Raw genomic sequence first — 26,887 nt, forward strand, 5'->3', positions numbered from 1 at the left:
TCAGCCCGCGACCGAGGCGGCGTGAATGCTTTGCACCGTGTCGCGCAGCGTGGCGTCGAAATCCGTGTCGCTCTGATCCGCCGAAAGCCCTTCGGTCAGGGCACGGGAGAAGCTGGCGATGATACCGGTGTTGCGCGAGAGCCGGTCATTGGCCTCGTCGCGCGAATAGCCGCCCGAGAGTGCCACGACGCGCAGCACGCGGGGATGATCGACGAGAGGCTTGTAATGGTTCGCCGTCTCGGGAAGCGTGAGCTTCAGCATCACCTCGCGCCCCTCGGGCAGCGCGTCGAGATGGCGGGTGAGTTCGGTGAGCAGGATGTCCTCGGCCTCGGCCTTGTCGGAGATCGAGATCGTGACCTCGGGCTCGATGATCGGCACGAGACCGTGATCGAGGATGATCCCGCCGATGAGGAACTGCTGGGCCACGACCGCCTCGATCCCGCCCCGGTTTGCCGCGTCGATGACCGAGCGCATCTTGGTGCCGAAGATGCCCTTGGACGTGGCGCGCTGAAGCAGGGCCTCGAGGTCGGGCATGTCCTTCATCAGGCGCACGCCGTTCCCGGCGTCGGCGAGCCCCTTGTCGACCTTGAGGAACGGCACGACGCCGCGATCCTCCCAGAGGAATTGCGCCGTGGGCTTGCCGTCGACCTCGCGCTCCATCGTCTGTTCGAAGAGGATCGCGCCGATGATGTGGTCGCCGGTGAAGGCGGGGCTCTTGATGATGCGCGTGCGCATCTGGTGGATGAGGTCGAACATCTCGTCCTCGGAGCCGTAGGCGTCTTCGCCGATGCCATAGAGGCTGAGCGCCTTCGGGGTCGATCCGCCGGACTGATCGAGGGCGGCGATGAAGCCGTCGGCGTTGGCGATCTTCTGTTTCTGGTCGGCGTTCGGCATGGCGTTGCTCCCTCTTTCGATGTCACGCCGTTCTAGGGCGAAGGGGGGCGGCGTGCAATTCTGGTGACGCTAACGTCGCGTGAAAGCGGCGGACCGGCGGGCAGGGCCGCGCCGGTCCGCGAAAGCGGCAGGAGGGGACAGGTCAGTCGGTGCGGATGAAGCGATCCGACAGGTCGAGCGTCACCCAGTCGTCAACGGCGCGTTCCTGGAGCCGCGCGCGAAGCTCGGCCCATTGTGCGCTGACCGCCTCGCCGCGATCGGCGAACCGCGCCTCGATGTCCTGGCGCAGCGCGCCGGCGCCGATGTCGCCTGCCGCCTCGGCGATGAGGGCGTAGTAGTAGGCGCGGGGATAGGAGCGCAGCGCGCCGATGCCGTTGAGATGCGCAAGCGCAAGCGCGCGCACGGCGCGGATGTCGCCGCCTTCGGGCAGGGCCTCGGCCATCTCGGGGGCATCGGTCCGGTTGGCAAGTTCGTCCTGCGCGGCCAGCACCGCGCCCGTGGTCAACCGTGCCTCGAGCGCGTCGAGCAGCGCGACCGCGCCGACGGCGTCGCGGGCGCTGGCCAGGAGGGCGTGGCGATAGGCTTCGGCCGGGTTCGTGGCCATGTAGGCGCGGGCCGTCAGAAGGGCCGCCTCGGCGCCGGTCTCGCCCTCGGCATCGAGGATGGGTTCCAGGACGCCCGGCACCAGGGCCTCGGCGCGTGGCACGCCCTGGCCCTCCATGAAGGCGCGGGCAAGGCGCAGGCGGTCCTGCGGCGTGACCTCTTCCTCGCGTTTTTGCAGGAGTGCGACGTCGATCAGCCCGGAGCGGGCCGAGGGCGCGACGCGCGCATCGGGTGCCAGTGCCTGCAACAGTTCGGGGGGGTTCTGGTAGATCTCGGGTTCGATCACGATACCGCCGGCGGGCAATTGCGCCTCGATCGTGATCTCGCCGGGATCGGCCACGAAACGGGTCACGTGCTCCATCAGGTCCTCGATGAAGAGCCGTTCGGTCGAGGTGAGCGCACGGGTGCCGTTCTCGCTCAGCATGTTGGTCAGGTCCTCGGTGCCCATGCCGCGAATGACGTCTGGCTGGCGCAGCGCCTCGGGGAGTTGCGAGGAGAGCCGCGACCACGCGCCCCGGTCCTGGAAGCCCACCACGGCCCGGCGCAGACGGATGGCCGGATCGCCCGACACGCCATGCGCATTCAGACGGGGCAGGATCGCCCCCGCCGCCGCAAGATCGAGCGTGCCCATGTCGTTGATCGCGGCGGTGCCGTTCACGCGCATTTCGCCGGTGCCGTGAATGTAGTCGAACTCGAGACCCACCCGGTCGATGTCGAGGGTCGAGTAGCCCGAAGCGCGCAGCGCGAGGCCGGCGTCGGGCGGAAGGCACGCGATGCCGGCGCGCGCGCCCACCAGCGTCACCGACCCGTTCGCTGCCTCGAGCATCGGGCGGGCGGTGCCGAGGTCGAAGCTCGCGCGTTGCACGGTGATCTCGCATTGGCGTGCGCGGTCATGGCTGAGCTGCGGGCGAAGGGTGACACCCGAAATCGCCATGGTCCCGCGCAGGATATCGGTCGAGAGGTGGTCGTATTCGACCTCCATCTGGGTGCGCAGCGCCGATATGGCGAAGCTCGCCACGGTTTCGGCCACGCGGTCTACGGTCACGATATCGAGCAGGCCGGGCCGGGGATCGCCCTGCGGAGCGGCCGGGCCCCCGATCGCCGCGAGAAGCGCGGCGGCGCCGAAAACACGTTTGAAAACAGTCATCTGTTACCCTCCCGATCCGAGTCGTTGGCGGGAAGGTATCACATCGGCCCCGGCGGCGAAGTCGGGTTCTCCTTACCCGTCCATCAGCGCGGCGACGCCCGGCAGTTCCTTGCCCTCCATCCATTCGAGAAACGCGCCGCCGGCGGTCGAGATGTAGGTGAAATCATCCGCCGCGCCGGCCTGGTTGAGCGCGGCCACGGTGTCGCCCCCGCCCGCGACGGAGACGAGCGCGCCCTCGCGCGTCAGCCGTGCGGCTTCGCGGGCGGCGGCGTTGGTGGCCGTGTCGAAAGGGGCGATCTCGAATGCGCCGAGGGGGCCGTTCCAGATGAGCGTGCTGGCCTTCGCGAAGGCCGACGCGATGCGCGCGATGCTCCGGGGACCGGCGTCGAGGATCATCGCGTCGTCGGGGCAGGCATGGGCGGGCACGGTCTCGTGCGGGGCGCCTTCCCGGAACTCGCGCGCCACCACCACGTCGGCGGGCAGGATCACCTCGCATCCCGAGGCGCCGGCCTTCTGCATGATGGCGCGTGCGGTGTCGGCCATGTCGTGTTCGCAGAGCGACTTGCCCACGGAAAGCCCCTGTGCCGCGAGGAAGGTGTTGGCCATGCCGCCGCCGATGACGAGCATGTCGACCTTCTCGACCAGGTTGCCCAGCAGGTCGAGCTTGGTCGAGACCTTGGCGCCGCCCACGACCGCGATCACCGGCCGTTTCGGCGCACCGAGCGCGGCCTCGAGCGCCTGCAACTCGGCCTGCATGAGGCGGCCGGCGCAGGAGGGCAGGTGGCGCGCCACGCCCTCGGTCGAGGCATGCGCGCGATGGGCGGCGGAGAACGCGTCGTTGCAGTAGATGTCGCCGAGGGCCGCGAGGCGGCGGGCGAAATCGGGGTCGTTGGCCTCTTCGCCCGGATGGAAGCGGATGTTTTCCATCAGGAGGACGTCGGCGGCCTGCGCCTCGTCCGTCAGGTTCTCGGCGCCTTCCAGCGTTTCGAGGAGCGTGACCTTGCGGCCCAAAGCCACTTCGAGCGCCGGCAACACCTGCCGCAGCGACATGTCGAGCACGACCTTGCCCTTGGGCCGGCCGAAATGCGCGATCAGGATGGGCCGGCCGCCGCGCGCGAGGATATCGCTGACGGTGGGAACGATCCGCTCGATCCGGGTGGCGTCGGTGACGCGGCCATCCTCGACCGGCACGTTGATGTCGACGCGCGTGAGCACCCGCTTGCCGTCAAGATCCATGTCGTCGAGGGTGTTCCAGCCCATCTGCCCGTTCTCCCGTTGCGAAACGCGCGCCTCTCATGGCGCGATCGTGCCCAAGGGTCAAGGCGGGGCGCTTGGCAATTCCGGGCGAAACCCTTACCTCTCGGACAAAGCCAAATCCGAGGAGAGCCAGATGGCCGAGATCAAAGACCCCGAGAACACGATCCTGATGGAATTGAAGGACGGCACCGTCACCATCGAGCTTCTGCCCGACGTGGCGCCGGGCCATACCGAACGCATGAAGGAACTGGCGCGGGCCGGTGCCTATGACAACGTGGCCTTTCACCGCGTGATCGACGGGTTCATGGCGCAGACGGGCGACGTGAAGAACGGGAACATGGAGAAGGATTTCAACCTGCGCGCGGCCGGAACCGGCGGCAGCGACCTGCCCAACCTCAAGGCCGAGTTCAGCGGCGTGCCCCATGATCGCGGCACGCTGGGCGCGGCGCGGAGCCAGAACCCCGACAGCGCCAACAGCCAGTTCTTCATCAACTTCAAGGACAACCATTTCCTCAATCGGCAATACACGGTCTATGGCCGGGTGATCGACGGCATGGAGCACGTGGACGCGATCACGCGGGGCGAGCCGCCCGCCGATCCCGACCGCATGATCAGCGTCAAGGTGGCCGCCGATGGGTAACTGGGCCATTCTCGCGGCGACGCTGGCGGCGTCGCCCGCCCTGGCCACGGGTCTCGAGATCGAGATCGCGGGCGAGGCGAACGGCACCGTCGCCATCGACCTTTTCGAGGAAGTGGCGCCGCAGCACGTGGAGCGGATCACCACCCTGGCCGAGAAGGGCGCCTATGACGGCGTGGCCTTCCACCGGGTGATCGACGATTTCATGGCTCAGACCGGCGATGTGCAGTTCGGCAAGGTCGAGGGCGGGAACATGGCCTATGCCGGGCGCGGCGGATCGACCCTGCCCGACGTGCCGCAGGAGTTCTCGGACATTCCCTTCGAGCGCGGCATCCTCGGCATGGCCCGGAGCCAGAATCCCGACAGCGCGAACAGCCAGTTCTTCATAATGTTCACCCGCTACCCGTCGCTGGACGGCCAATATACCGTGGTGGGCAAGGTGACGGACGGCATGGAGGTGGTCGACGCGATCAAGCGCGGCACCGGGCAGAACGGCGCGGTCGTGGGCCAGCCGGACGTGATGACATCGGTCACGGTCATCGACTGATGAGGGAGGCGTCGCGGCCCACGGGTTACGAGCCGCTCGATACGCTCAAGATCATCGGCCCGTCGATCTGGATCGTCGACGGGCCGCATGTTTCCTTCTACGGCCTGCCCTTCTCGACCCGCGCCACGGTGGTGCGGCTCGAGAACGGCGATCTCTGGGTGCATTCGCCGACGCGCCTGACCGAGGGGCTGAAGGCTGAACTCGGGGCCGAGGGGCGGGTGGCGCACCTGGTCGCGCCCAACTGGATCCATTATTCCTTCATCGCCGAATGGCAGGCGGCGTTTCCCGACGCCCTGGCCTGGGCCGCGCCCGGCGTGGCGGGGCGTGCGGCGAAACACGGGCTGGACCTGTCTTTCGATCACGACCTCGGCCACGAGGCGGAGGCGCCGTGGCGGGGCCAGATCGACCAGATGATCGTGGAAGGAAGCAAGGCGCATCGCGAGGCGGTGTTTCATCATCGCCAGTCGGGGACGCTGATCCTCACCGATCTCATCGAGAATTTCGAGACTGCGAAACTGCCGGTCTGGATGCGGCCGCTGATCTGGCTTGCCGGGATCGACGACAGCGACGGCAAGATGCCGCCCGACATGATGTTCAGCTTCCGCCGCAGGGATCTTCTGGCCGACGCCGTGGAGCGGATGATCGCCTGGGCGCCGGACCAGTTGGTTCTCGCGCATGGGCGCTGGTTCCGCTCGGGCGCGGTGGGCGAGCTCGAACGCGCCTTTCGCCGCGTGCTGCGCAAGCGGCGGTGGGAGGAGGTCGCGAAGCGCATCGACGAGGATCGGCGGGGCGGTTCCTGAGCGATCCGCCCCGGCCTTTCCCTGCGCGCGGAACGGGCCCGGAAAGTCCGACTTCTCCGGTGCCCCGCCGGATCGTCAGTTCGGAAGATGTATCGTGAAGGCGCGGCGCAATTCGGCGTCGAGCGCGGGATCGAAGCGCGCGGCAGAGGGTTGCGACAGGATCTCTTCCTTGCGCGCGGTGGCGCGGGCGTTGAGGTCGGGTTTGCCGATCTCGACCCATTGCTTGGGCGAGGTCCGGTCCCCCACCGAGGGATACTGGTAGTCCGACTGCATCCGCGCGAGCGTCTGGCCCGTGCCGAGATAATGCCCCGGTCCGCCGAGACAGACCTCGCGCATCTGGTCGAGCGCGATGGTCTCGTCCGTCACGTCGATGCCGCGCACGCAGCGAAGCGCGTGACCGATCAGGTCGTCGGCGAGGATGAGCGATTCGTGGCAGAAACCGAGGAGCGAGGCGTGCATCCCGGCCGATTCGTAGACCATGTTGAGGCCCGAAAGCCCCGCCATGACGTTCGAGCACATCGCCTCCCATCCCGCTTGCATGTCGGGCAGCTTGGCGTCGGTGATCCCCCCGACCGCGCCGCCGGGCAGGCCGTAGAACCGGTGCATCTGCGCGCATCCCGCCGAGAGAAGCGCCTGTTCGCCGGACCCGCCGGTCATCGCCCCCGTGCGCAGGTCGAGCCCGAAGGGCCACGTGCCGAAGATCGCCGGGTGGCCCGGCGAGACCGCGTTGACGTAGACCAGCCCCGCGAGGCATTCCGCCGTCGCCTGAACGATGGCGCCGGCGATGGTCGAGGGCGTCGTGGCACCGGCCATGCCGGCCGAGAGAAGAAGCACCGGCATCCCGCCACGGATGCAGTTTTCCATCACCTGGCAGGCTTCGGTCGCGAATTTCATGGGCGGCACGACGAAGCAGTTGGAGTTCGACACGAAAGGCCGCGCGCGCCACGCGTCCTCGCCGCCCGCGATCATGTGCAGCATCGAGAGCGCGTCCTCGACATAGGCGGGGTCGGTGAAGGAGGTGCCGACATGCTTGGTGGTGCCCGAGCAGCAGGCGTAGAGCGTGTTGAGATCCATCTCGCGGTTGTCGGCGATGTCGCGGCAGACCATCGGGCGCTGCACGAAATGGATGTTGTCGAGCACGTCGCAGATACGTGCCGCGTCATGCAGGTCCTGCACCGTCGAATCGCGATATTCGCGGCCCTCGATATCCACCATGCTGACGGCGGCGCCGGCGGTACCGTAATGCACACGGGTGCCGGACAGGTTCAGGTCATGGCGCGGATCGCGGCCGTGGAGCGTGAGATCCTTGCAGGCCTTGCCGAGCGCGTCCTCGACCACGGCGCGGGGGAAGCGGATGCGCCCGTCCTCGCCGCGCTCGGCTCCGGCACTCACGAGGTAGGCGACGCCGCTTTCGGGCGCGTCGGCGAGACCGATGGTCTCGAGCGCTTCGAGCGCGGCTTCGTGGATGCGCGCGATCTGTTCGTCGGTGAGGACGTTGAGGCGGCCGCCTTCCATACCGGGGCGTATGGCGCGGAGATTGTCGGTGAGCGGTGCGGACCGGCTGGCGCGGCGCGCGGCGCGGCCGCCGGTGCGGCGAGAGGTGAGTGCGTTCATGGTGTGATCCTGGGAAAACGTGTCGGAAAATCGTCGTTCATGTCGAACGGGTTTCCGGTCGCCCGCGGGCGGCGCGGCCTCGGGACGCTCCGATCGTGTAGGCCACGAGGGCTATCTTGCAGCACGCTGTCATGTGCTGACCTCCATCCCAATCGGGACGGAGGGTGCCGCGCGAATCAGGATCGCGTCTGTCTCAATTGCGACAAATGTCGCAAATGGGCGATCAGGAGGCCTGGCGCCCGGCCGCGAGATCGTTCGCCAACTCGATCAGCCTGGCCACCGCCTCCTCGAGCCGCTCGTCGGCGACGGTGAGGGCGACGCGCAGGTGGCCCGCCGCGGCCTTGCCGAAGCTCTCGCCCGGCATCACGGCGACATGATGCTCGTCGAGCAGGCGGTTGGCGAAATCCTCGCCCGAGAGGCCGGTCGCGCGAATGTCGACCATCACGTACATGGCCCCGTCCGCCGGGATCGCGCGCGCGGCGTTCTGACCTTCCATCAGCTTCGCCACGAGGTCGCGGCGGCGGCGGAAGGGTTCGGCGATCTTCTCCTCGAAGGCCTCGCCCTGATCGAGCGCGAAGGCCGCGGCGTGCTGGATGTATCCCGGGACGCCGTAAGTGGTGTTGGTGGCGAGGTTCGTCATGTGGTGGATCGCCTCTTCGGGCCCCACGACCCAGCCGACGCGGCTTCCTGTCATGGCGTGGCTCTTCGACATGGAGCCGACGACGAGCGTGCGCTCGGCAAGGCCCGGCAGCGCCCGGAGGCTCACGTGATCGCCGATCCAGACCTGGGTGTCATAGACCTCGTCGGAGATGATCCAAAGGTCGTTGTCCCGGGCCACGCGGCCGATGCCTTCGAGCGTGTCGCGCGTGTAGACGACGCCGGTGGGGTTGTTGGGCGTGTTGACGAGGATCGAGCGCGCGCCCTCGGCGACGGCGGCGATGTCGGCCTCGTCGGGCTGGAAATTGCGGTCGGCCCGCGCCTCGATCGCGACCGGGACGGCACCGACGGTGCGGATCGTGCCCGGGTAGGTGGTGTAATAGGGGTCGATGTAGAGCGCCCGGTCGCCCGGGTCGCAGACGGCGTGATGCGTGGCGAAAAGCCCGCCCTGGCCGCCGGGCACGATCAGCACGTTTTCGGGCGTGGTCTCGACGCCGGTGCGCGCGGTGAGACGCGCGGCGATGCGCGAGCGCAGCCCCATGTCTCCCTCGAAGGACATGTAGCCGGTGGCCCCGTCCATCGCGGAGCGATACATCGCCTCGAGGATCATCGGGTCCGTGCGGATGTCATGCTCGCCCAGCGTGAGATGCGTGACGGGGGTGCCCTCGCGCTCCATGCGCGCGGCCTTGCGAACCACGTCCCATCCGTCCGAACCGCCGCCCGTCATGTTCCTGATCGTTTCCGAGAACCGCATGCCTGTCCCTCCTGCCACCGGTGTCGGGGGAGGTGACCGATGCAGGTGGGGGTTGTCAAGGCGGGGGCAGAACAGACCGCCAGCGCCAGGGCGGCGGATGCGGGAGCTTTCGGCGGGGGTATTGCGATCCGGAAAGACGAGGGCTCCGGTCTGGCGCCCTTGACGGGGCGGGCAGCCGCTGCTTAGGCTCGGGGGCATGACCGGGACCTGCATCACCTGCTGCATTATCCGCTGACATCGTTCGGCGGGCCGGTCCTCTATTCCCTATGAGAGAGTAAGTTGCTAAGCCCGCCGCGAAAGGCGCGTGCGAGGACGACATGACGACGATCAAGCTCTACAACACGAAGACCCGCAAGAAGGAGGTCTTCGAGCCGCTGCGCCGCGACGATGTGCGGATGTATGTCTGTGGCCCCACCGTCTATGACCGGGCGCACCTGGGCAACGCGCGGCCTGTGGTGGTGTTCGATGTGCTTTATCGGCTGTTGCGGCACGTCTATGGCGAGGCGCATGTGACCTATGCGCGCAACTTCACCGACGTGGACGACAAGATCAACGCGCGGGCCAGGGAGACGGGGCGCGCGATCGGCGAGATCACGGCGGAGACGACGCAATGGTTTCTCGACGACATGGGCGCGCTGGGCGCGCTGGAGCCCGATCACATGCCGCGCGCCACGGATTACATCCCGCAGATGATCGCGATGATCGAGCGGCTGGTGGCCGAGCGCCATGCCTACGAGGAGGAGGGGCATGTTCTCTTCGCCGTCGAGAGCTACAGCGACTATGGCCGGCTCTCGGGGCGGACGGTCGAGGACATGATCGCCGGCGCGCGGGTCGAGAAGGCGCCTTACAAGCGCAACCCGATGGATTTCGTGCTGTGGAAGCCGTCATCGGATGACCTTCCGGGCTGGGAGAGCCCGTGGGGCCGGGGGCGACCGGGCTGGCATATCGAGTGCTCGGCGATGAGCTATGAACTGCTGGGCGAGTCGTTCGACATTCATGGTGGCGGCAACGACCTGATGTTTCCGCACCACGAGAACGAGATCGCGCAGAGCCGCTGCGCGCATCCGGAGGGCGACTTCGCGCGGGTGTGGATGCATAACGAGATGTTGCAGGTCGAGGGCAAGAAGATGTCCAAGTCGCTGGGCAATTTCTTTACCGTGCGGGATTTGCTGGACCAGGGCATCCCGGGCGAGGTGATCCGCTTCGTGTTCCTGTCGACGCATTATCGCAAGCCGATGGACTGGACGGCGGAGAAGGCGAAGGAGGCGGAGAGGACGCTGCGGAAGTGGTATCGATTGGCCGGGTTGTCCGGAGAAAGCTCAAGATACGACCCATTGGTTCAAGCACTATCTGACGATCTGAATACGCATGAAGCGATTTCACAAATACATGCTCTGGCGAATGCAGGTGACGTGAACACGCTGAGATTTGGACTTGAAATGTTGGGGCTATGGCCGGGCGCAATACCCAAGTGGGCGGAAATAGAAGGCTTCACTGATGCCGAGACTGGCACAATATCACATCTCATTCAGCGCCGTGAGACAGCTCGGAAAAAGAAGGATTTTGCTGAAGCAGACCGTATCAGAGATGGTTTGGCGCGCGCTGGTGTGAAGGTAGTCGATACTCCTGAGGGGGCAGAGTTTGAGAAACTTCCGAATTATGACGTCAACGTGTTGGACGAAGTTTGGGGCGGGCTATGAAGCAGGCAGACTATTTGATCAATCATATCAAGCATGATTTCGACCCCGACAAGCTGGACGCGCTCAAATGACCGCCCCTTTTTCAACCGAGGCCGGCCCCCGCACGCGGGTGGGGGTGAAGCCCCCGCCCAGGGGGGCGGGCTGGGGCTGGCCGTGCCGCACGCGACACGGCCGGCGTGGTTTGCTGCCGCAGAGGCCCACGATAGTCGCACAATATGTCGTCGGGTCGGAGGTGCATCGGATCGCGAGCGGTCGGGCTGGCGTAAACGGTTGTCACGTCCCGGACTTGATCCGGGACCCCGTTGCTGACGGCGAGGCCCCGGATCGGGCCCGGAGCGGGGGGGTCAAATGACCCGCGAACGCCTCTATCTCTACGACACCACGCTGCGCGACGGACAGCAGACGCAGGGGGTGCAGTTCTCGACCGGCGAGAAGCAGCGGATCGCGGCGGCGCTCGATGCGCTGGGGGTCGATTACATCGAGGGCGGCTGGCCGGGGGCGAACCCCACCGACAGCGCGTTCTTCGACGCGGGTCTCGAGACGCGGGCCACCATGACCGCCTTCGGGATGACCAAGCGCGCCGGGCGGTCGGCGGAGAATGACGACGTGCTGGCGGCCGTCCTCAATGCGGGGACGAAGGCGGTGTGCCTCGTGGGCAAGACGCATGATTTCCATGTCGAGGCCGCGCTGGGCGTCACGCTGGACGAGAATCTCGAGAACATCCGCGCCTCGGTCGCGCATATCGTGGCGAAAGGGCGCGAGGCGCTGTTCGATGCCGAGCATTTCTTCGACGGCTGGAAGGCGAACCGGGATTATGCCACCCGCTGCCTGCGGGCCGCGCTGGACGCGGGTGCGCGCTGGATCGTGCTCTGCGACACCAATGGCGGCACCCTGCCGCGCGAGGTGCGCGAGATCACCGGCGCGGTGATCGAGGCGGGCATCCCCGGCGACGGGCTGGGCATCCACACCCATAACGACACCGAGAATGCCGTGGCGTGCAGCCTCGCGGCGGTGGAGGCGGGTGCGCGGCAGGTGCAGGGCACGCTCAACGGGCTGGGCGAGCGCTGTGGCAATGCCAACCTCACCGCGCTTATCCCGACGCTCCTGCTCAAGGAGCCCTTTGCCAGCCGGTTCGAAACCGGTGTCACGCGCGAGGCTCTGGCGGGTCTCACGCAGACCAGCCGGATGCTCGACGATATTCTCAACCGGGTGCCGATGCGGCAGGCGGCCTATGTCGGCGCCTCGGCCTTCGCGCACAAGGCGGGGCTGCACGCGAGCGCGATCCTCAAGGACCCGGCCACCTACGAGCATATCGACCCGGCCGCGGTGGGCAACGCGCGGATCATCCCGATGTCGAACCAGGCGGGGCAGTCGAACCTGCGGCGGCGCCTTCTGGAGGCGGGGCTCGAGGTCGCGGAAGGCGATCCGGCGCTGGCGCGCATTCTCGAGGAGGTGAAGGCGCGGGAGGATCGCGGCTTTACCTATGACAGCGCGCAGGCGAGTTTCGAGATCCTCGCGCGCGAGGTGCTGGGCCAGATGCCCGAGTTCTTCGAGGTGAAGCGCTACAAGGTCACAGTGGAGCGCCGCAAGAACAAGTATGACCGCATGGTCACGCTTTCGGAGGCGGTGGTCGTGGTGAAGGTCGACGGCGAGAAGAAACTCTCGGTGAGCGAGTCGATGGACGACGCCGGAAGCGACCGCGGGCCGGTCAACGCCCTCTCGAAGGCGCTGGCCAAGGATCTCGGGCGTTACCAGGACCTGATCGACGACATGCGGCTCGTCGATTTCAAGGTGCGGATCACGCAGGGCGGGACCGAGGCCGTCACGCGGGTCATCATCGACAGCGAGGACAGCGAGGGGCGCCGCTGGTCCACGGTGGGGGTGAGCCCCAATATCGTCGATGCCTCCTTCCAGGCTCTGCTCGATGCGGTCAACTGGAAGCTGTTGCGTGACGAGGGGCCTGCTCCGTGAGCGGGGAGTTCGGCGCGGACGCGGCGCTCGATGCGTGCGGCGATATCGTGCGGCGCGGCGATCCGGAGCGGTTTCGAGCGGCGATGGCGGTGCCGGTTCCGGCGCGGAGGGTGCTTTTCCCGATCTACGCGATGAATGTGGAAGTGGCGCGCGCGCCGTGGGTGACGGCCGAGAGCATGATCGCCGAGATGCGCCTTCAATGGTGGCGCGACGCGCTGAAGGAGATCGCCGACGGTGGGCAGGTGCGGCGGCACGAGGTGGCCACGCCGCTGAGCGGGGTGCTGGATAGGGAAAGCGCGACGGAGCTTGACGAATTGGTGCTGGCGCGGCGGTGGGACATCTACCGTGAGCCGTTCGAGGATGAGGCGGCGTTTCGCAGGCATCTCGATCACACGGCGGGGCATCTCCTGCGCGCCGCGGTGCGCTCGCTCGGCGGGGAGGCCGGGCAGGCGGTGCGCGATGCGGGATTTGCCCAGGGAGTGGCGGCGTGGTTCCGCGCGGTGCCCGCGCTCGAGGCGGCGGGGCGCATTCCGTTGGTCGACGGGCGCGAGGGCGCGGTGCGCGCCCTGGCCGAGGAAGGGTTGGAGCGGCTGACCGCCGCGCGCAGGGCGGGCGTCGCTCCCGCGGCGCGGCCCGCGATGGTCGCGCTCTGGCAGGTGGAAGGTGTGCTGCGCCGCGCGGCGCGGCACCCGGCGCGGGTGAAGGACGGCACGCTCGCGCCCGCGCCGGTGGCGGATCAACTCGGCCTGATGGCGACAGCGCTTTCGGGACGCTGGTAGATCAGCAAAGCCCTGCGAATTCCCTCATGTCTCAGTCGGGTGTTCCGGCAAGATGAAGCGGCTGTCAGATCAGCCCCTCGGCGCGGAAGAGCGCCGATATGTCCTTTTCCGGGCGCGCGCCGTAATGACCGATCACCTCGGCCGCGGCGATGCAGCCCATGCGCCCCGCGATATCGAGCGGCTTTCCGGTGGCGAGACCGTAAAGGAAGCCCGCCGCGAACTGGTCGCCCGCGCCGGTCGTGTCGAGGGGCGTGATCGCATCCACGGGCACCTGCCAGTTCTCGTCGTCCTTGTGGATCGCGACGTCATGGCCCGAGCGCGTGCAGACGATCAGCCCCGCGTCGCGCGCCGCCTCCTCGAGTGCCGCGCCGAGATCGTCGGTCTGGTAGAGCGAGCGCCATTCGTGCTCGTTGCCTATGACGTAGTCGAGTTCCTTGACCAGCTGCCGGAAGTCATCGCGATGACGATCCACGCAGAAGGGATCGGAGAGCGAGATGCCCGCCATGCCTCCCGACGCGCGGCAGGCGCGGGCGGCTTCGCGGAAGGCCGCCTTGCCCTTGGGCTTGTCGAAGAGATAGCCCTCGAGCACGAGAAGGTCGGTGGCGCCGGCGGCGTCGAGCGAGACGTCCTCGGGGCCGAGTTCGGTCGATATGCCGAGATAGGTGTTCATCGAGCGTTCACCATCGGGCGAGACGAAGATCATCGAGCGCGAGGTCGGCAGCAACGCGTCCGTGGCCGGGGGGTTGACGAAATCCGTGCCGACCTCGGCCAGTGCCGCGGCGTAGTAGCGGCCGAGCTCGTCATCCGCGACGCGTCCGATGAAGCCCGTCGAGAGGCCGAGCGCGCCGAGCCCCGCGATGGTGTTGGCGACCGACCCGCCGGGGGCCTGCGTGCGATTGTCCATCGCGTCGAAAAGCGCCTCGCCACGGTCCTGTTCCACCAGCGTCATGATGCCCTTCTCGACCCCGAGCCGCGCGAGCGCGGCGTCGTCGCAGCGGGTGATCACGTCCACGACGGCGTTTCCGATGCCGACGGCCTGGTATTTCGTCATTGGGTCTTGTCCTCGAATTCGCAGAGATCGCGGATGATGCAGGTGGGGCACATGGGTTTGCGCGCCTTGCAGTGATAGCGCCCGTGCAGGATCAGCCAGTGATGCGCGTGGTGCTGGAAGTCTGCGGGAACGTGGTTCTCGATGGCGCGCTCCACGGCGACCACGTCCTTGCCCGGCGCGATACCGGTGCGGTTGGCAACACGGAAGATATGGGTGTCGACCGCCTGCGTGGGCATCCCCCACCACATGTTGAGCACGACGTTCGCGGTCTTGCGACCGACGCCCGGCAGGCTTTCGAGCGCGGCGCGGGAATTGGGAACCTCGCCGTCATATTCCTCGACGAGGATCCGGCTCAGCTTGATGACGTTCTTCGCCTTCTGCCGGAAGAGACCGATGGTCCTGATATGCTCGGTGAGACCCTCGAGGCCCAGATCGAGCATCTTCTGCGGCGTATCGGCCACCTTGAATAGCGCGCGCGTGGCCTTGTTGACGCCCGCGTCGGTGGCTTGCGCCGAGAGCGCCACGGCGACGACGAGCGTGTAGGCGTTCACATGCTCGAGCTCGCCCTTGGGCTCGGGATCGGCCTTCTGGAAACGCGTGAAGATCTCGCGGATGGTGTGATAGTCGAGCTGCTTGGCCATGGCCTTGCTATGCCCTTTGCGCGGGCGGAGGGCAAGCGGGGGCCGGGCGGTCCGGGCCGCCCGAGCCGGGATGCGTGGCGTGCCGGTCTCAGAACGACCAGACCACCGTATCATCGGCAAGCAGCGCGCCGGCCATGTCCGGCGGGCTGGCAACACCCACGCCGTCGATCAGCGCCGAGGGATCCGCGCCGCGACCGGGCAGGTAGATCGCGCAGACCTCGACGGTCGCACCCTTTTCGATCGCGGCCTTCAGAAGCCCCTGCGGGCTCATGTCCCTTGGCGGCTGGCCCGCGGTGGCGGTCTCGCGCGCGTCGACGAGCGCCATGTCGCCGGCCGCGCCGCAAAGCAGGATGCGGACCTTGTGGCCCTGGGCGATGGCCTGCGTGCTGAGGACCATCGACATCAGTTGAACCTGCGGCTGGTCGGAGGTGACGACGGTGACGAGGTTGTCGGGCCCGTCCGCGAGTGCCGGTGTCGCGACACTGGCGGAGAGGGCGAGAGCACTGAGGGTCTTGCGCATGATGTGGTCCTTCCGTGATGGCGCGCGTCGACGACGAGTTGGGCAGCACCCGGGCGCAGGCGCCATGTGCCAAAGCGCCGCGCCCGCGACTCCGTTGGGCGGGATTTGCGCAATAATCGGGTCGCCGCGCGGGGCGGGCGGGCCTAGATTGGGTCGGGAAAGGACACCAGTCATGAACGCGATGAACGAAAAGGGCTATCACTACCAGGTCATGCGCCGGGCGATCGACCTGATCGACGCGGGCGAGGGCGAGTTGACGCTCGAGGCGCTGGCGGGCCAGATGAACATGAGCCCCGCGCATTTCCAGCGGCTCTTCTCGGCCTGGGTGGGCGTCTCGCCCAAGCGCTATCAGCAGTATCTCGCGCTGGGGCAGGCAAAGGAGATGCTGGCGCGGAAGTTCACCACGCTCGAGACGGCGGACGCGGCGGGCCTGTCGGGGACGGGACGGCTGCACGACCTGTTCCTGAGATGGGAGGCCATGAGCCCCGGCGCCTTCGCGCGCAAGGGGCGGGGCCTGCGCATCTACCGGGGCTGGTTCGACAGCCCGTTCGGTCCCGCGCTGGTCATGGGAACGGAGCGGGGCATCTGCGGGATAGGTTTCGCGGCCGAGATGGGCAAGGCGGCGACGATGGCCGATCTCGTCTCGCGCTGGCCCGAGGCCGAGTTCGTGGAGGACACCGAGAGACTGCGCCCCTGGGTGCAGGGCGCGTTCGGTGCGGCGGCGCGGAGCGGGGAGCCGACGCCCCTGCATCTGATCGGGGCGCCCTTCCAGATCAAGGTCTGGGAGGCGCTGCTGCGAATCCCGTCCGGGCACGTCACGACCTATTCCGAGATCGCCGAGGCGATCGGGCGGCCGCGCGCCGTGCGGGCGGTCGGCACCGCCGTGGGCCGCAATCCCGTGAGCCTGCTGATCCCGTGTCACAGGGCGCTTCGGAAATCGGGGGGTCTCGGAGGGTATCACTGGGGGCTGCCGGTCAAGCGGTCGATCCTCGCCTGGGAGGCGGCGCGGGCCGAGGCGTGACGCGGCTTCTCCGGCCCGGACCTGCGCGAAATGCCGCTGATTTTCCCGTCAGCAGGGCTTGGGGATCGGCGGAGGGATGCCTATACTCGTGCGCGACGCCCAAGCGGGGGCGACCGAGCAACAAGGCACCATAATCATGAACCGACTGACCCAATCCGTGACGGCGCTTGGCTGCGCGTCGATCCTTCTTCTCAGCGCCTGCGCGGAGCCTGCGCATCTCGAGGGGCAGAACCCCAATGCGCGCACGCAGCAGGGCGCGCTGATCGGCGGCATGGTGGGCGCCATCACCGGCGCCGCGGCGAGCGACAAGAAGGCCAAGGGTGCGCTCATCGGCGGGGCCATCGGTGCGCTGGGCGGTGCCGCGATCGGCAACGCGCTCGACAAGCAGGCCGCCGAGCTGGAGCGCGACATCGCGAACGACAACGTGACCGTGACCAACACCGGCGATCGCCTGATCGTGACGATGCCTCAGGACATCCTCTTCGCGGTGGACAGCTTCGCGGTGAATTCCGGCCTGCGCGGCGATCTGCGGACGGTGGCGAACAGCCTCAAGTCCTATCCCGACACCACGGTGCAGGTCGTGGGCCACACCGACAACACCGGCGCGGCCGACTACAACCAGCGCCTGTCGGAGCGCCGCGCGAACGCGGTCGCGGACGTGCTGATGGAGGGGGGCGTGTCGTTCAACCGCATCCGCACCTTCGGCCGCGGCGAGGATCAGCCCATCGCCTCGAACCTCACGGCCGAGGGCCGCGCCCAGAACCGGCGGGTGGAGATCGTGATCCTTCCGAACGCGTGATGCAACGGATCTCGGAACGGCCCGGACGAGCGACGGCTCTCCGGGCCGTTTGCGTTGCGCGCGAGGGTCCTTCCGTCGGCGGCGGGCTTTCTTGACCATCCCCGCGCCGCGCGCTACGCCGACCGGGAAAATCAACCCGCACGAAGGACCGCGCGCCATGACCAACCCATCGCTTCTCATCCTGCCCGGTGACGGGATCGGCCCCGAGGTCATGGCCGAGGTGCGCAAGGTCATCGACTGGTTCGGGGCGAAGCGCGGTATCGCGTTCGACGTGGAGGAGGACCTTGTGGGCGGGTCGGCCTATGACGAGCACGGGGTGCCGCTGACCGACGAGACGATGGCGCGTGCGCAAGCGGTCGATGCCGTCCTGCTAGGGGCCGTGGGCGGACCGAAATACGATGATCTCGATTTCTCGGTGAAGCCCGAGCGGGGCCTTTTGCGCCTGCGCAAGGAGATGGACCTTTTCGCGAACCTGCGGCCCGCGCAGTGTTTCGACGCGCTGGCCGATTTCTCGAGCCTCAAGAAGGACGTGGTGGCGGGCCTCGACCTCATGATCGTGCGCGAACTGACGAGCGGGATCTATTTCGGAGAGCCGCGCGGCATCTTCGAGGAGGGCAACGAGCGGGTCGGCATCAACACCCAGCGATACACCGAAAGCGAGATCGAACGCGCCGTGCGCGCGGCGTTCGAACTGGCCATGCGGCGGGGGCGCCGGGTGTGTTCGATGGAAAAGGCCAACGTGATGGAATCCGGTATCCTCTGGCGCGAGGTGGCGAACCGGGTGGCACAGGACTACCCGGAGGTCGAGCTGACCCACATGTACGCCGACAACGGCGCGATGCAGCTTGTCCGGGCGCCCAAGCAGTTCGACGTGATCGTCACCGACAACCTCTTCGGCGACATCCTGAGCGATTGCGCCGCGATGCTGACCGGCTCGCTGGGGATGCTGCCCTCGGCCAGCCTTGGGGCGCCGATGGAGAACGGGCGGCCCAAGGCGCTTTACGAGCCGGTGCACGGAAGCGCGCCCGACATCGCCGGGCAGGGCAAGGCCAACCCCATCGCCTGCATCCTGAGTTTCGCCATGGCGCTGCGTTACAGCTTCGACAAGGGCGACGAGGCCGCGCGCCTCGAGGCGGCGGTGGAGACGGTGCTGGCCGAGGGCAAGCGCACCGCCGATCTGCTCGGACCCGAGGGCGGCACGCCGATCTCGACCTCCGAGATGGGCGACGCGATCATCGGGGCGCTCGACGCGAGCCTCTGACACGGTTCCCGCAACTGGACGTCCGGCCTCCCGCCTCGAACTTGCGGCGGGCGGTCCCTCTCTGCGCTGCGCCGTCTCGGTCAGGATGGGCATACTTGACCCGTCGTGCCGGTCGGGTCTCAATACCCGCCAACAGGCATCGGAGGGGAGAAGAGACATGCGATCCGTCATCAGGGCATTGGCCGGTTTCGCGGTCGGGGGCATCGTGGCGTGGCCCATCGGGGCAGCGGCGCAAAGCGTTTCGACCACGCAGGCATTGGTCGCGGAGACCGAGAATTTCAGCATGTTGTGCGTTGAAGCCGCGCTCTGCGACGCGTCCCGCATGAACGCCGCGGATCGCAAGGCGGCGGTGGCCGGACTGAAGGAGTTGCAGAAGGCACGCGGCTGGCTCGAGGAGATGGGCTTCCCGGTGGGGGTCGAGAACCTCGAAAAGGGTCTGAACGGGACGAAGGCGGTGCGGCTGCAACTCGACCGCGCCAAGCATGAAACGCAATGCGGAAGCGATTCGATCGCGTGCCATATTCTCGACCCGCTCTACAGGGGTCGGATGATCCTTCCGATCGAGAACGCGGGGGAGATGGCGGATGGGCAGACCATCGTTCACGAATATGTTCACGCGTTGCAACCGGCCCGCGATCCCGGCGGCGCGAACTGGATCAACGAGATGGTTGCGACGGCCATCGGCACGGCCTGGGGTATCAGGAACGGTCAGGGGGATGGCGTCTACGAACCGAAGTATTCCATGGTGCTGGACCGGGAGTTCTGGGATGGAAAGGACGATCCGGGTTACGGCAAGTGGGATTACGCCCTGACCGTCGGGCGCCGTCTCGGCAGCCAGGATGCGGTGGCCTATCTCGCGCAGGAGGGCATTCTCAACGTGTCCCTGCGCGGTCGCGAAAGTGCCGCGCAGCTCATGGATGTCTGGTACGATGCGGGCCTCGTGAAATCGGCCACCTTCGACCAGGTCTTTCCCGACTACGTCGCGCGGTTCAACAACATCGAGGAAGGCAGCGGAGGCGGCGGGCGCACCGGTCGCTATCTCTACTACGGCGACATCTCGCGCCACGAGGTCAAGGTGCCGCGCACGGATGCGCCGGTGGACCTCGTTTTCGACGGAAAGGTCGTGCCCTTCGCGGCGCATCCCATGCTCATGTCGCTCTCGGTGACACCCACCAAGGACAGCGAACCCAAGGACAACATCCTGTTGGCCGAGGTCGAGATCAAGGATGCCGACGACACGCTCACCCTGGTGCGGGAACATCGGAAGGCGCGGGAGAAGCACAAGGATTACGTTCTGATCGACGGGAACGAAGCGCCCGATGAGCTTGGCTTCTACCGGGTGGCGCACACGCCCGAGCCCGGTGCGACCGAGGCGCGGGAGTTCAAGCTCGACGTGCGAACGCGGCCTGTTCTTTTCGAGCCACCGGATTGCTTCCAGGCGGGGCGTGCGTCCGAGATGAAGGTGCGCGCGCTCGACCAGGCGCCGGCGGATAACTGGAAGCTCAAGGTCGATAACGGGAGGGTCGAGGGGCTGAGCATCACGCCCGCACGCGCCGGCAAGGTGAAGGTTTCGGTCGAGATCGAAAGCCCCGTCACCCGGCGCGAAACCGGGCTTCGCCCGAAGACGCCGGAGAAGACAAGCGTGGAGCTCGGCAGTTTCGACGTGGCGGGCAGCGATTGCATGGTGCGCCTCGAGATGGGCGATGCGGTCGCGACCTACGTGGCCGATGGAAGCTATACCGAGTTCAGGACGCCGGGCGGCGAGGCCATGTATATCAGCGCGCGCGACCTGGCCATGTGGCGGGGCGGCTGGCAACACGTGCCCGCGCAGGCCAAGACGATGATCCTGGGCGGCATGCAACGCAACAACGCGCTCCTGCGGATGGAGTTTCCCGGTGCGCATGACGACGAGGGCGATTTCATGTCGCAGATGCCCAGGATCTTCGCCAAGCGCTTCTCATGGTCGAACCTGAAGAAGGCGCGCGCGCCGGAGGGCGGCGAGGTCCGACGCAGCGCGACCCCCTGTCCCGAGGGTGGCAAGGGGTGCACGGCCACGACCTTCTCGATGGACGGGGTGGCGATCCCGGTGATCTTCGACGCGCAGGACAGGCCGAAGGTGGTGACGTTCGACGGTGTCGACGTGACCTTCGACTATGGCACCTGGGATGTCCGCCGTCCGCCGGGCTGGTGAGGGCGTCGGGCTCGCGCCCGGCCCCAACACGGCGCTTGCAAGCCGCGCCGATTGGCGCTATGCGGCGGCCCACGGTCGGAGTGTAGCTCAGCCTGGTAGAGCACTGTCTTCGGGAGGCAGGGGCCGGAGGTTCGAATCCTCTCACTCCGACCAAAGAAGAAGGCCCCCACGGGGGCCTTTTCGTTTGGGTCGTGGTGTCGCGCCCTTCGCTCAGTAATCCTTCTCGAAGAAGATGCCGAGACCGCTGTCGCCGTCCGCGCCGAAGCTGCCCTTGGCCTTGAGGTTCTTGTTGATCTGGAGGTTGAGGTTGATCTGCGATTGGCCTTCGGAGTCGACTTCGACCTCGGAATAGAGGTTCTCGGACAGGTATTTCCCGGCCTTGAGCTGCGTTTCGTCGTTGGGACCGGTCGTCACGTCGAGATCATCGAGGCCGAACCCCTTGCGCAGCTTGCCCACGACGCCATCGCCGCCCCGGCCCGCGAGGGTGGCCACGGCGGAAGCCAGCTGGAGCGCCTGGAAGGCCGAGATCTGGCTGATGTCGCGGCCGAAGATGAGCTGCGACAGAATCTGGTCGTCGGGGAGTTCGGGCTGGGACGAGAAGGTGATGTCGGGCTCCGACGCGGGGCCCTCGACCACGATGAAGACATCGACATCGCCCGCGTCCGTCTGCGCCACGAGATAGATGTAGGGCACGAAGCTTCCCTGCATCCGCAGATACCCCTCGGTCAGGTCGAGCCGCTTGCCCAGGATGTCGAGCCGTCCGCGGATGAGGTCGAATTGCCCCTCGGGGATGATGTTGCGGCTCGTCCCCCGCAGATGCAACCCTCCGCCCAGTTCGGCGTCGAGGCCGCGGCCGCGCACGAAGATGCGGGCGGGCGCGTTGATGCGGATGTCGAGCGGGTAGCTCGGCCCCGAGGCCGCGATGGCGCTGCCTTCCTCGCCCTGCTCTATGAACTCCGCGAAGGCGCGGGTGCGCCGGACGTCCGCGGGTTCGTTCACGTGCTTGAGGCCGGGCAGCTTCGCGCCGGAGGTGAGCGCGCCGTCGGGGATCTGAACCTTCACTTCGCCGAGATTGATCGTGCCGGCGATCGACGCGCCCCCGGTTGCAGGTCCGTTGAAGGTGATGCGGCCGTCGGCGGTGGTGGTGTAGAGGCCCGGATCTGTGATGCCGACGCGGCGCAGCTCGACCGCGAGATCCGACTGGAACGGAGGTTCGAGCCCGACGCGGCCGTTCACGGCGATCTGGCCGCCGGTCGAGACCGCGGCGGTCAGGTCGACCTGTGCTCCGCCGCCGCGCAGGTCGATGTTGCCGTTCACGTCATCGAGCCCGAGCCGCAGGTTGGGAAGCGCCACGCCCGCGCCGCGCGTGGTCACGCTGCCCGAGACGGAGGAGAGGGCCGGCGGGCCGTCGATGCGAAGATCGAACCGTGCGACACCCGACAGGCTCCGGGGGCTGATGAAGGGATTGGCAAGCGCGAGCGGCGCCTGGCCGGTCGCGGCGAGGTTCAGAGCGCCGCCCGAGCCGATGCGGCCCGAGACGCTGACCGTCATGCCGGCGGGGCCGGTGGCGTCGGCATCGACCACGTAGCCGCCATTGTCCCCGCGGATCGTGCCGCTTGCCGTCGCGGGGCCCGAGAACTCGGGGGCGAGCAGCGCGACATTCGCCAGCCGCGCGTCGAACCGCGCCGAGGAGGAGCCATCCGTGCCGAGCGTGCCCGAGGCGTCGGCACTGATCTGCGGATTGTCGAGATCGGCGGTCTTGATGGTGATCGTCCCGTCGGCCGCGCGTTCGAGCGAGGCGTCGAGCGTGGTGGTCCCGCGCAGAAGCGGATCGACCTGCGGATTGCCGATAGCAAGGTTCTGGCCGGTCAGATCGAGCGTCGCGCGGCCGCTGCCATCGGCGGCAAGTGCGCCTTGGCCCGTGGCGTCGATGCGGGGCGAGGTGACGCGGGCGGTCGTGACGGTGATCGTGCCTGTCGCATCGCGCGCGGCCTCGACCCGCGCGGTCGAATCGCCGCGCAGGATCGTGTCGACCGCCTCGATGCCGATGGCGAGGTCGGTGCCGGCCATGGTCGCCGTCGCTTCCCCGATGCGGGCCTCGATATCGCCCGAGGCCGCGACGGAAAGATCGACGGAGCCTCGCAGGGGTCGGCCCGCGATCCCGGCATAGGGCGAGAGGTTTCCGGCCACGAGATTGGCGTCGAGAGTGGCGGTGCCGGGCTTGAACTCCTCGCGCAGTTCGACAGTGCCGTTGGCCGTCAGCAGCGCGTCGCCGGGTCCCGTGGCGCTCAGGCGGAGATTCCACAGGTCCGGGGTCGTTTCGGCCTGATCGGCGTTGAGAAGCAGGCTCGCGGCGCCGTCGAGGCGCGAGTCGATCACGCTCATGTCCGAGAGGTTCAGCGCCAGTTCCGCGCGGCTTCCTTCCGATTTCCACGCCGCGTTCGCGGTGAGGTTGGTGAGCGGGGAGTCGAGCGTGAGCTTCTCGATGAAGGTGCCGTCGGGACCGCGCCGCAGGTCGGCGAAGAGTTGCGTCTCGCCGTCGAGAAGCGGGTCGATGCGTGGCTGACCGAGGGCCAGATCGCGCGCCGTGCCCGTGACGCGCAGGTTGCTGCGGCCCTCGGCCGGCACCATGCCCGCGTCCAGCGTGACCTCGGCCGCACCGCCGAGATCGGTGCCCGCAAGTTCCGCGAAACGGGCGAGATCGCGGGCCACCAGGTCGAGTTTGGCCGAAAGGCGCAGGGGCGTTTCGGGGTCCGTCAGGTTGGCGATCTCGGCGGAGCCGTCGAGCGCGTAATCCGCGCCGTTGAGCGTCAATGCGGTGAGGCGGAAGGGCGTGCCCTGCCGCCATTCGAAATCGACATCGCCCGAGATGTTTTCACCGATTGCGCGGGCCAGCGCCGGATCGGTCAGGTCAAGGTCCTGAACCCGGTAGTCGAGCGCGCCGTCCACGCGTCCCGGCTGGCCCGGGTCGCCCTGGCTCAGGGTGCCCCCGCCGGTGAGTTCGATCCGGCGCAGGCCGAGTTCTTCGCGCTCGAGGCCGCTTGCGTCGAGCGTGAGGCGCCAATCGTCGCCGCGCGCACGGTCATAGCGCAGCGCGAGGTCGAGCGTGTCGAGCGTCGTTCTTGGGCCGCTGAGCGGAAGGAGGACGGGGGCGCCGTCCTTCGAGGCGAGCGTGCCCGTGAGGTCGAAGCGTTCGGGCCAGTTGTCGGGACCGATCTGCAACGTGCCCGCAAGTTCGAGCGCCGCGGCGTCGAGCGTGAACGTGTCGATCGTGAGGCCTCCGTCGGCGGGCTTCGATCCCTCGACCACGAGCGCCACGTCGCGCCCGAAGAAATCGCGGTAATCGGGTGCGAAGATTGGTGCCACGTCGCCGCGAATATCCGCGGCGAAACGTGTGGGGGTCGCGGCGTCGGGCGTCTCGGGATCGGGGGAGGGCGACTGGATCGTCACGGTTCCGCCGAGCCGCCGCTCGCCATCGGTATCGAGCGCGATCTCGGCAGTGAAATCGTCGAGCGGCGCGTTGCCCTTGACGGTCAGCTCGAAGGAAGGATTGCCCGGAATGCCCATCAGCTTCGACGCCAGCCCGCCCTCGGCCTCGGTCACGGTGAGATCGATCCCGAGGACGCGGTCGGCGTTGGAGAAACTGGCCTCGAGCGATACGAAATCGGAGCTTCGGTCAAGCCGGCTGACGTCGAGCGTGGCGCTGCCCTCGCCATCGTCGAGCTGAAGCGAGCCCTCGAGCGACAGGCTCAGCTCTTCGCCCAGGATCGGCTCGCCGAGCACGACCTTCTTGGCCGCGATCTTCTCGATATTCACCGCGACGGGAAGATCGGGAAGCGAAAAGCCGGTGGATTCGGGCTCAGGAACATCGGGGCCTTCCTGCGGCTTGGGAAGGCGTTCGAGGATGATCTCCTCGGCGGAGAACTCGGTCACGGACAGCCGGCCGGTCAGGAGCGCGCTGCGGCTCCAGTCCAGGGTGACGTCGGTCACGGTGAGCCAGATGCCGTCCTCGTCCGCGATGGTCAGCTTGTCGAGCGTCGCCTCGCTGCTGAGGACGCCCCTGAACCCCTCGATGCGCACGTCGCGGCCCTCGGTCGAGAGATTGTCCTCGATGAGACCTTGCAGGAAGCCGCGGTCCTCCCGCTCCTGCTCCTGATCCTGCGCGTCGGCGGCCATGCCCAGGCTCGCCAAGAGGACCAGAAGCGCGATTCGCAGCGCGCGCAGCCAGGGATGATCAACTTTGTTAAACATACTCAAAACGCCTGTCCGATACCGATATAGACCTGAACGCCGTCGCCGGTGCTTCCGCTGACGGGGAGCGCCACGTCGAGCCGGATCGGGCCGATGCCCGTCGCGTAGCGAAGCCCGACGCCCGCGCCGCTGTGCCAGCGTCCGCTGCCGTCGTAGATCGCTTCCGGGCCGATATAGCCCACGTCGTAGAAGGCGACGGGATCGAAACTGCCCGGCAGGTCGACCCGAAGCTCGGCGGAGGCGGCCACGAAGGAGCGCCCGCCGGTCAGCCCGCCGCCGGTGTTCACGCCGAGCGATTGATAGGGATGGCCGCGCACCGTGTTGCCGCCGCCCGAATAGAACAGGAATTCCTGCGGCGTGTCCGAGATGCTCGAGCCCAGGACGCTGCCGAATTGCAGCCGGCCCGCGACCGTGAAGAGCCCGTCGCTGTCAAGTTGCCGGTAGGTGCGGCCGTCGAGCTTGATCCGGGCACCGGAATCCGTGTTGTCGAGCGAGATGAAGGGCATGACCTCGGCCTGAAGATAGTAGCCTTCGGCCGGATCGAGCGGGATGTCGCGGCTGTCATAGGTCGCCCGCAGCGGCACGAGCAGGTGGAAGAACTCGGAGTTGCCGGTGACATCCGTTTCGTCGGAATAGCGGAGCGCGAGACCCGCCTCGACGGTCAGCTTGTCGGTGACGATCCGGCTGAACCCGAAGCCGAGCTCGATCTGGTCGGAGAGATAGTTGGGCTCGTCCTCGCGCGCGATGCGCCCGGCCACGTAGAGCGTGGTGTCGGCGCCGAAGGTCGCGGGGCGCTCGAACCGGCCCGCGACCTCGTAGTCGATACCCTCGCGCCCGTTGAAGCCGCCTTCCTCGCTGCCGATGCCGCCGACCCGGGCATCGAAACGCAGGCGTTCGGCGCCGCCGAGAAGATTGCGGTGGAGCCAGAAGCTCGAGAGGGTGAGACCCTCGTTGCCGGATATCTCGGCGCCGAAGCCGAAGCGGCGCGGCTTCTCGTCGGCGACGTCCATGCGGATATCCATGACGTTTCCGTCGCGCAGCTCTTCGGCCTCGGTGAGCGATACGGACTTGAACGCGCCGGTGCGGCGCAGGCGCTTGGCGGATGTCTCGAGCTCGTCGGGCGAGAAGCGTTCGCCCGTCGGCAGGCCCGCGATCGCCTGGAGGCGCTCGGGGCGCACCGCGCTGCGGCTCGTCTGCACGAGGTCGCCGAAATAGACCACCGGGCCGGGCCGCAACGCCAGTTGCGCGATCAGCGTCTTGGCGCGGTGATCGGCGACGAGGTTCTGCCCGGCGAGTTCGGCCTTGGCGCGGCCCACGTCGCGCCAGCCCTCGATCCCCGCGTCGACGGTCCTCTGGATGATGCGCGCGCGCGCGCGTTCGCCGCGGCGAAAGTTCTCGGGCAACTCGGTGCCGGGCGCGAGCGGCCCGATCTCGGCACGGCCGAAGGTGAAGGGGCGGCCGGGATCGACGCGCACCACGACCCGTCCGATGCCCGAGGGACGCGCGAAGGGCGACATGCGCGCGGCTTCCTGGCCGTCCACGCGGATGTTGATGACACCGCTGTAATAGCCGAACTGGTAGAGCACGCTCAGAAGCTTGGCATAGTCGGCATTGGCCGCCGCGATGATGTCCTGGGGATCGGTGCGGCCCTCGTCCTTGGCGGACCGGACAAGCGACGCATCGACCAGCGCCTCGCGCAGATCGTCATCATTCGTGCGTATGTCGAAGGCGACCTGCTGTGCGGAGACGACCGATGCGGCGGAGATGAATGTCGCCATGAGCGCGACCTTGA

At 67.6% G+C, this 26,887-nt stretch carries 20 protein-coding genes and 1 tRNA gene; 11 read left to right on the plus strand and 10 right to left on the minus strand.

Annotated elements, in window-relative coordinates; genetic code table 11:
• From K1T73_RS03085 to K1T73_RS03095, 3 genes are all read right to left on the minus strand, one after another.
• Positions 1–894 (minus strand): fructose bisphosphate aldolase, encoded by an 894-nt coding sequence (locus tag K1T73_RS03085; protein WP_220602529.1) that lies wholly within the window; start codon positions 892–894, stop codon positions 1–3.
• A gap of 142 nt (positions 895–1,036) precedes the next feature.
• Complete coding sequence (locus tag K1T73_RS03090) at positions 1,037–2,644, minus strand: hypothetical protein (RefSeq protein WP_220602530.1); 1,608 nt, start codon at positions 2,642–2,644, stop codon at positions 1,037–1,039.
• Positions 2,645–2,716: 72 nt separating this feature from the next.
• Positions 2,717–3,904 (minus strand): phosphoglycerate kinase, encoded by a 1,188-nt coding sequence (locus tag K1T73_RS03095; RefSeq protein WP_220602531.1) that lies wholly within the window; start codon positions 3,902–3,904, stop codon positions 2,717–2,719.
• Positions 3,905–4,034: 130 nt separating this feature from the next.
• Between K1T73_RS03095 and K1T73_RS03100 the strand changes: the two genes are divergently transcribed.
• From K1T73_RS03100 to K1T73_RS03110, 3 genes are read left to right on the plus strand one after another with little or no spacing between them, the layout of a single operon-like run.
• Positions 4,035–4,541: a peptidylprolyl isomerase gene (locus K1T73_RS03100; protein ID WP_220602532.1), complete on the plus strand. Its 507-nt coding sequence runs from the start codon at positions 4,035–4,037 to the stop codon at positions 4,539–4,541.
• Positions 4,534–5,085, plus strand: coding sequence for a peptidylprolyl isomerase (locus K1T73_RS03105; RefSeq protein WP_220602533.1), 552 nt, complete (start codon positions 4,534–4,536; stop codon positions 5,083–5,085). The genes K1T73_RS03100 and K1T73_RS03105 overlap by 8 nt, the downstream gene beginning before the upstream one ends.
• The gene (locus K1T73_RS03110) at positions 5,085–5,885 is read left to right on the plus strand and encodes a DUF4336 domain-containing protein (protein WP_220602534.1); all 801 of its coding nucleotides are present in this window, start codon (positions 5,085–5,087) and stop codon (positions 5,883–5,885) included. Before K1T73_RS03105 ends, K1T73_RS03110 begins: the two co-directional genes overlap by 1 nt.
• Positions 5,886–5,960: 75 nt before the next feature.
• Here the strand turns inward: K1T73_RS03110 and K1T73_RS03115 are convergent, their stop codons facing one another.
• Together K1T73_RS03115 and K1T73_RS03120 are read right to left on the minus strand one after the other, a co-directional pair.
• Positions 5,961–7,499, minus strand: a complete 1,539-nt coding sequence (locus tag K1T73_RS03115; RefSeq protein WP_220602535.1) for a trimethylamine methyltransferase family protein — start codon at positions 7,497–7,499, stop codon at positions 5,961–5,963.
• 223 nt (positions 7,500–7,722) lie between these two features.
• Positions 7,723–8,910, minus strand: coding sequence for a pyridoxal phosphate-dependent aminotransferase (locus K1T73_RS03120; protein ID WP_220602536.1), 1,188 nt, complete (start codon positions 8,908–8,910; stop codon positions 7,723–7,725).
• A gap of 317 nt (positions 8,911–9,227) precedes the next feature.
• Here K1T73_RS03120 and cysS point away from each other — a divergent pair, with 317 nt between their 5' ends.
• From cysS to K1T73_RS03135, 3 genes are all read left to right on the plus strand, one after another.
• Positions 9,228–10,610 (plus strand): cysteine--tRNA ligase, encoded by a 1,383-nt coding sequence (gene cysS, locus K1T73_RS03125; RefSeq protein ID WP_220602537.1) that lies wholly within the window; start codon positions 9,228–9,230, stop codon positions 10,608–10,610.
• Between the two features lie 348 nt (positions 10,611–10,958).
• Positions 10,959–12,581, plus strand: a complete 1,623-nt coding sequence (gene cimA / locus K1T73_RS03130) for a citramalate synthase (RefSeq protein ID WP_220602538.1) — start codon at positions 10,959–10,961, stop codon at positions 12,579–12,581.
• On the plus strand, positions 12,578–13,360 hold the full coding sequence (locus K1T73_RS03135; protein ID WP_220602539.1) for a squalene/phytoene synthase family protein: 783 nt from the start codon (positions 12,578–12,580) through the stop codon (positions 13,358–13,360). Before cimA ends, K1T73_RS03135 begins: the two co-directional genes overlap by 4 nt.
• Before the next feature lie 64 nt (positions 13,361–13,424).
• Here K1T73_RS03135 and K1T73_RS03140 read toward each other — a convergent pair whose 3' ends face one another.
• From K1T73_RS03140 to K1T73_RS03150, 3 genes are all read right to left on the minus strand, one after another.
• Positions 13,425–14,411, minus strand: a complete 987-nt coding sequence (locus K1T73_RS03140) for an adenosine kinase (protein WP_220602540.1) — start codon at positions 14,409–14,411, stop codon at positions 13,425–13,427.
• On the minus strand, positions 14,408–15,052 hold the full coding sequence (gene nth, locus K1T73_RS03145) for an endonuclease III (protein ID WP_220602541.1): 645 nt from the start codon (positions 15,050–15,052) through the stop codon (positions 14,408–14,410). The genes K1T73_RS03140 and nth overlap by 4 nt, the downstream gene beginning before the upstream one ends.
• Positions 15,053–15,140: 88 nt before the next feature.
• Positions 15,141–15,572: a DsrE family protein gene (locus tag K1T73_RS03150; RefSeq protein WP_220602542.1), complete on the minus strand. Its 432-nt coding sequence runs from the start codon at positions 15,570–15,572 to the stop codon at positions 15,141–15,143.
• A gap of 172 nt (positions 15,573–15,744) precedes the next feature.
• On the opposite strand from K1T73_RS03150, the gene K1T73_RS03155 reads away from it, so the two are divergent.
• The 5 genes from K1T73_RS03155 to K1T73_RS03175 all read left to right on the plus strand — a co-directional run bounded on the left by K1T73_RS03155 (position 15,745) and on the right by K1T73_RS03175 (position 20,997).
• Entirely contained in the window at positions 15,745–16,593 is an 849-nt protein-coding gene (locus tag K1T73_RS03155; protein WP_259400427.1) for a bifunctional helix-turn-helix domain-containing protein/methylated-DNA--[protein]-cysteine S-methyltransferase, read from the plus strand.
• Positions 16,594–16,729: 136 nt separating this feature from the next.
• Complete coding sequence (locus K1T73_RS03160) at positions 16,730–17,392, plus strand: OmpA family protein (RefSeq protein ID WP_220602543.1); 663 nt, start codon at positions 16,730–16,732, stop codon at positions 17,390–17,392.
• Positions 17,393–17,549: 157 nt separating this feature from the next.
• Positions 17,550–18,653 (plus strand): 3-isopropylmalate dehydrogenase, encoded by a 1,104-nt coding sequence (gene leuB, locus K1T73_RS03165; protein WP_220602544.1) that lies wholly within the window; start codon positions 17,550–17,552, stop codon positions 18,651–18,653.
• A gap of 157 nt (positions 18,654–18,810) precedes the next feature.
• Positions 18,811–20,844 (plus strand): hypothetical protein, encoded by a 2,034-nt coding sequence (locus K1T73_RS03170; RefSeq protein ID WP_220602545.1) that lies wholly within the window; start codon positions 18,811–18,813, stop codon positions 20,842–20,844.
• 76 nt (positions 20,845–20,920) lie between these two features.
• Positions 20,921–20,997: transfer RNA gene (locus K1T73_RS03175), tRNA-Pro, on the plus strand.
• A gap of 57 nt (positions 20,998–21,054) precedes the next feature.
• On the opposite strand, the gene K1T73_RS03180 is transcribed toward K1T73_RS03175, so the two are convergent.
• Positions 21,055–25,095 carry a translocation/assembly module TamB domain-containing protein gene (locus tag K1T73_RS03180; RefSeq protein ID WP_220602546.1) on the minus strand — a complete coding sequence of 1,347 codons (4,041 nt, stop codon included), beginning with the start codon at positions 25,093–25,095 and terminating at the stop codon, positions 21,055–21,057.
• Positions 25,096–25,097: 2 nt separating this feature from the next.
• A complete protein-coding gene (locus K1T73_RS03185) occupies positions 25,098–26,873 on the minus strand; it encodes an autotransporter assembly complex family protein (protein WP_220602547.1) in 1,776 nt (591 codons plus the stop codon).
• Positions 26,874–26,887: the final 14 nt, after the last annotated feature.

Source organism: Roseovarius sp. SCSIO 43702 (genome assembly GCF_019599045.1).
Taxonomy (GTDB): Bacteria; Pseudomonadota; Alphaproteobacteria; order Rhodobacterales; family Rhodobacteraceae; genus Roseovarius.

Excerpts from the sequence above, each read along its gene's own strand:
- K1T73_RS03085 (WP_220602529.1), bottom strand. The coding sequence starts at position 894 with ATGCCGAACGCCGACCAGAAACAGAAGATCGCCAACGCCGACGGCTTC.
- K1T73_RS03090 (WP_220602530.1), bottom strand. The coding sequence starts at position 2,644 with ATGACTGTTTTCAAACGTGTTTTCGGCGCCGCCGCGCTTCTCGCGGCG.
- K1T73_RS03095 (WP_220602531.1), bottom strand. The coding sequence starts at position 3,904 with ATGGGCTGGAACACCCTCGACGACATGGATCTTGACGGCAAGCGGGTG.
- K1T73_RS03100 (WP_220602532.1), top strand. The coding sequence starts at position 4,035 with ATGGCCGAGATCAAAGACCCCGAGAACACGATCCTGATGGAATTGAAG.
- K1T73_RS03105 (WP_220602533.1), top strand. The coding sequence starts at position 4,534 with ATGGGTAACTGGGCCATTCTCGCGGCGACGCTGGCGGCGTCGCCCGCC.
- K1T73_RS03110 (WP_220602534.1), top strand. The coding sequence starts at position 5,085 with ATGAGGGAGGCGTCGCGGCCCACGGGTTACGAGCCGCTCGATACGCTC.
- K1T73_RS03115 (WP_220602535.1), bottom strand. The coding sequence starts at position 7,499 with ATGAACGCACTCACCTCTCGCCGCACCGGCGGCCGCGCCGCGCGCCGC.
- K1T73_RS03120 (WP_220602536.1), bottom strand. The coding sequence starts at position 8,910 with ATGCGGTTCTCGGAAACGATCAGGAACATGACGGGCGGCGGTTCGGAC.
- cysS (WP_220602537.1), top strand. The coding sequence starts at position 9,228 with ATGACGACGATCAAGCTCTACAACACGAAGACCCGCAAGAAGGAGGTC.
- cimA (WP_220602538.1), top strand. The coding sequence starts at position 10,959 with ATGACCCGCGAACGCCTCTATCTCTACGACACCACGCTGCGCGACGGA.
- K1T73_RS03140 (WP_220602540.1), bottom strand. The coding sequence starts at position 14,411 with ATGACGAAATACCAGGCCGTCGGCATCGGAAACGCCGTCGTGGACGTG.
- nth (WP_220602541.1), bottom strand. The coding sequence starts at position 15,052 with ATGGCCAAGCAGCTCGACTATCACACCATCCGCGAGATCTTCACGCGT.
- K1T73_RS03150 (WP_220602542.1), bottom strand. The coding sequence starts at position 15,572 with ATGCGCAAGACCCTCAGTGCTCTCGCCCTCTCCGCCAGTGTCGCGACA.
- K1T73_RS03155 (WP_259400427.1), top strand. The coding sequence starts at position 15,745 with ATGAACGCGATGAACGAAAAGGGCTATCACTACCAGGTCATGCGCCGG.
- K1T73_RS03160 (WP_220602543.1), top strand. The coding sequence starts at position 16,730 with ATGAACCGACTGACCCAATCCGTGACGGCGCTTGGCTGCGCGTCGATC.
- leuB (WP_220602544.1), top strand. The coding sequence starts at position 17,550 with ATGACCAACCCATCGCTTCTCATCCTGCCCGGTGACGGGATCGGCCCC.
- K1T73_RS03170 (WP_220602545.1), top strand. The coding sequence starts at position 18,811 with ATGCGATCCGTCATCAGGGCATTGGCCGGTTTCGCGGTCGGGGGCATC.
- K1T73_RS03180 (WP_220602546.1), bottom strand. The coding sequence starts at position 25,095 with ATGTTTAACAAAGTTGATCATCCCTGGCTGCGCGCGCTGCGAATCGCG.
- K1T73_RS03185 (WP_220602547.1), bottom strand. The coding sequence starts at position 26,873 with ATGGCGACATTCATCTCCGCCGCATCGGTCGTCTCCGCACAGCAGGTC.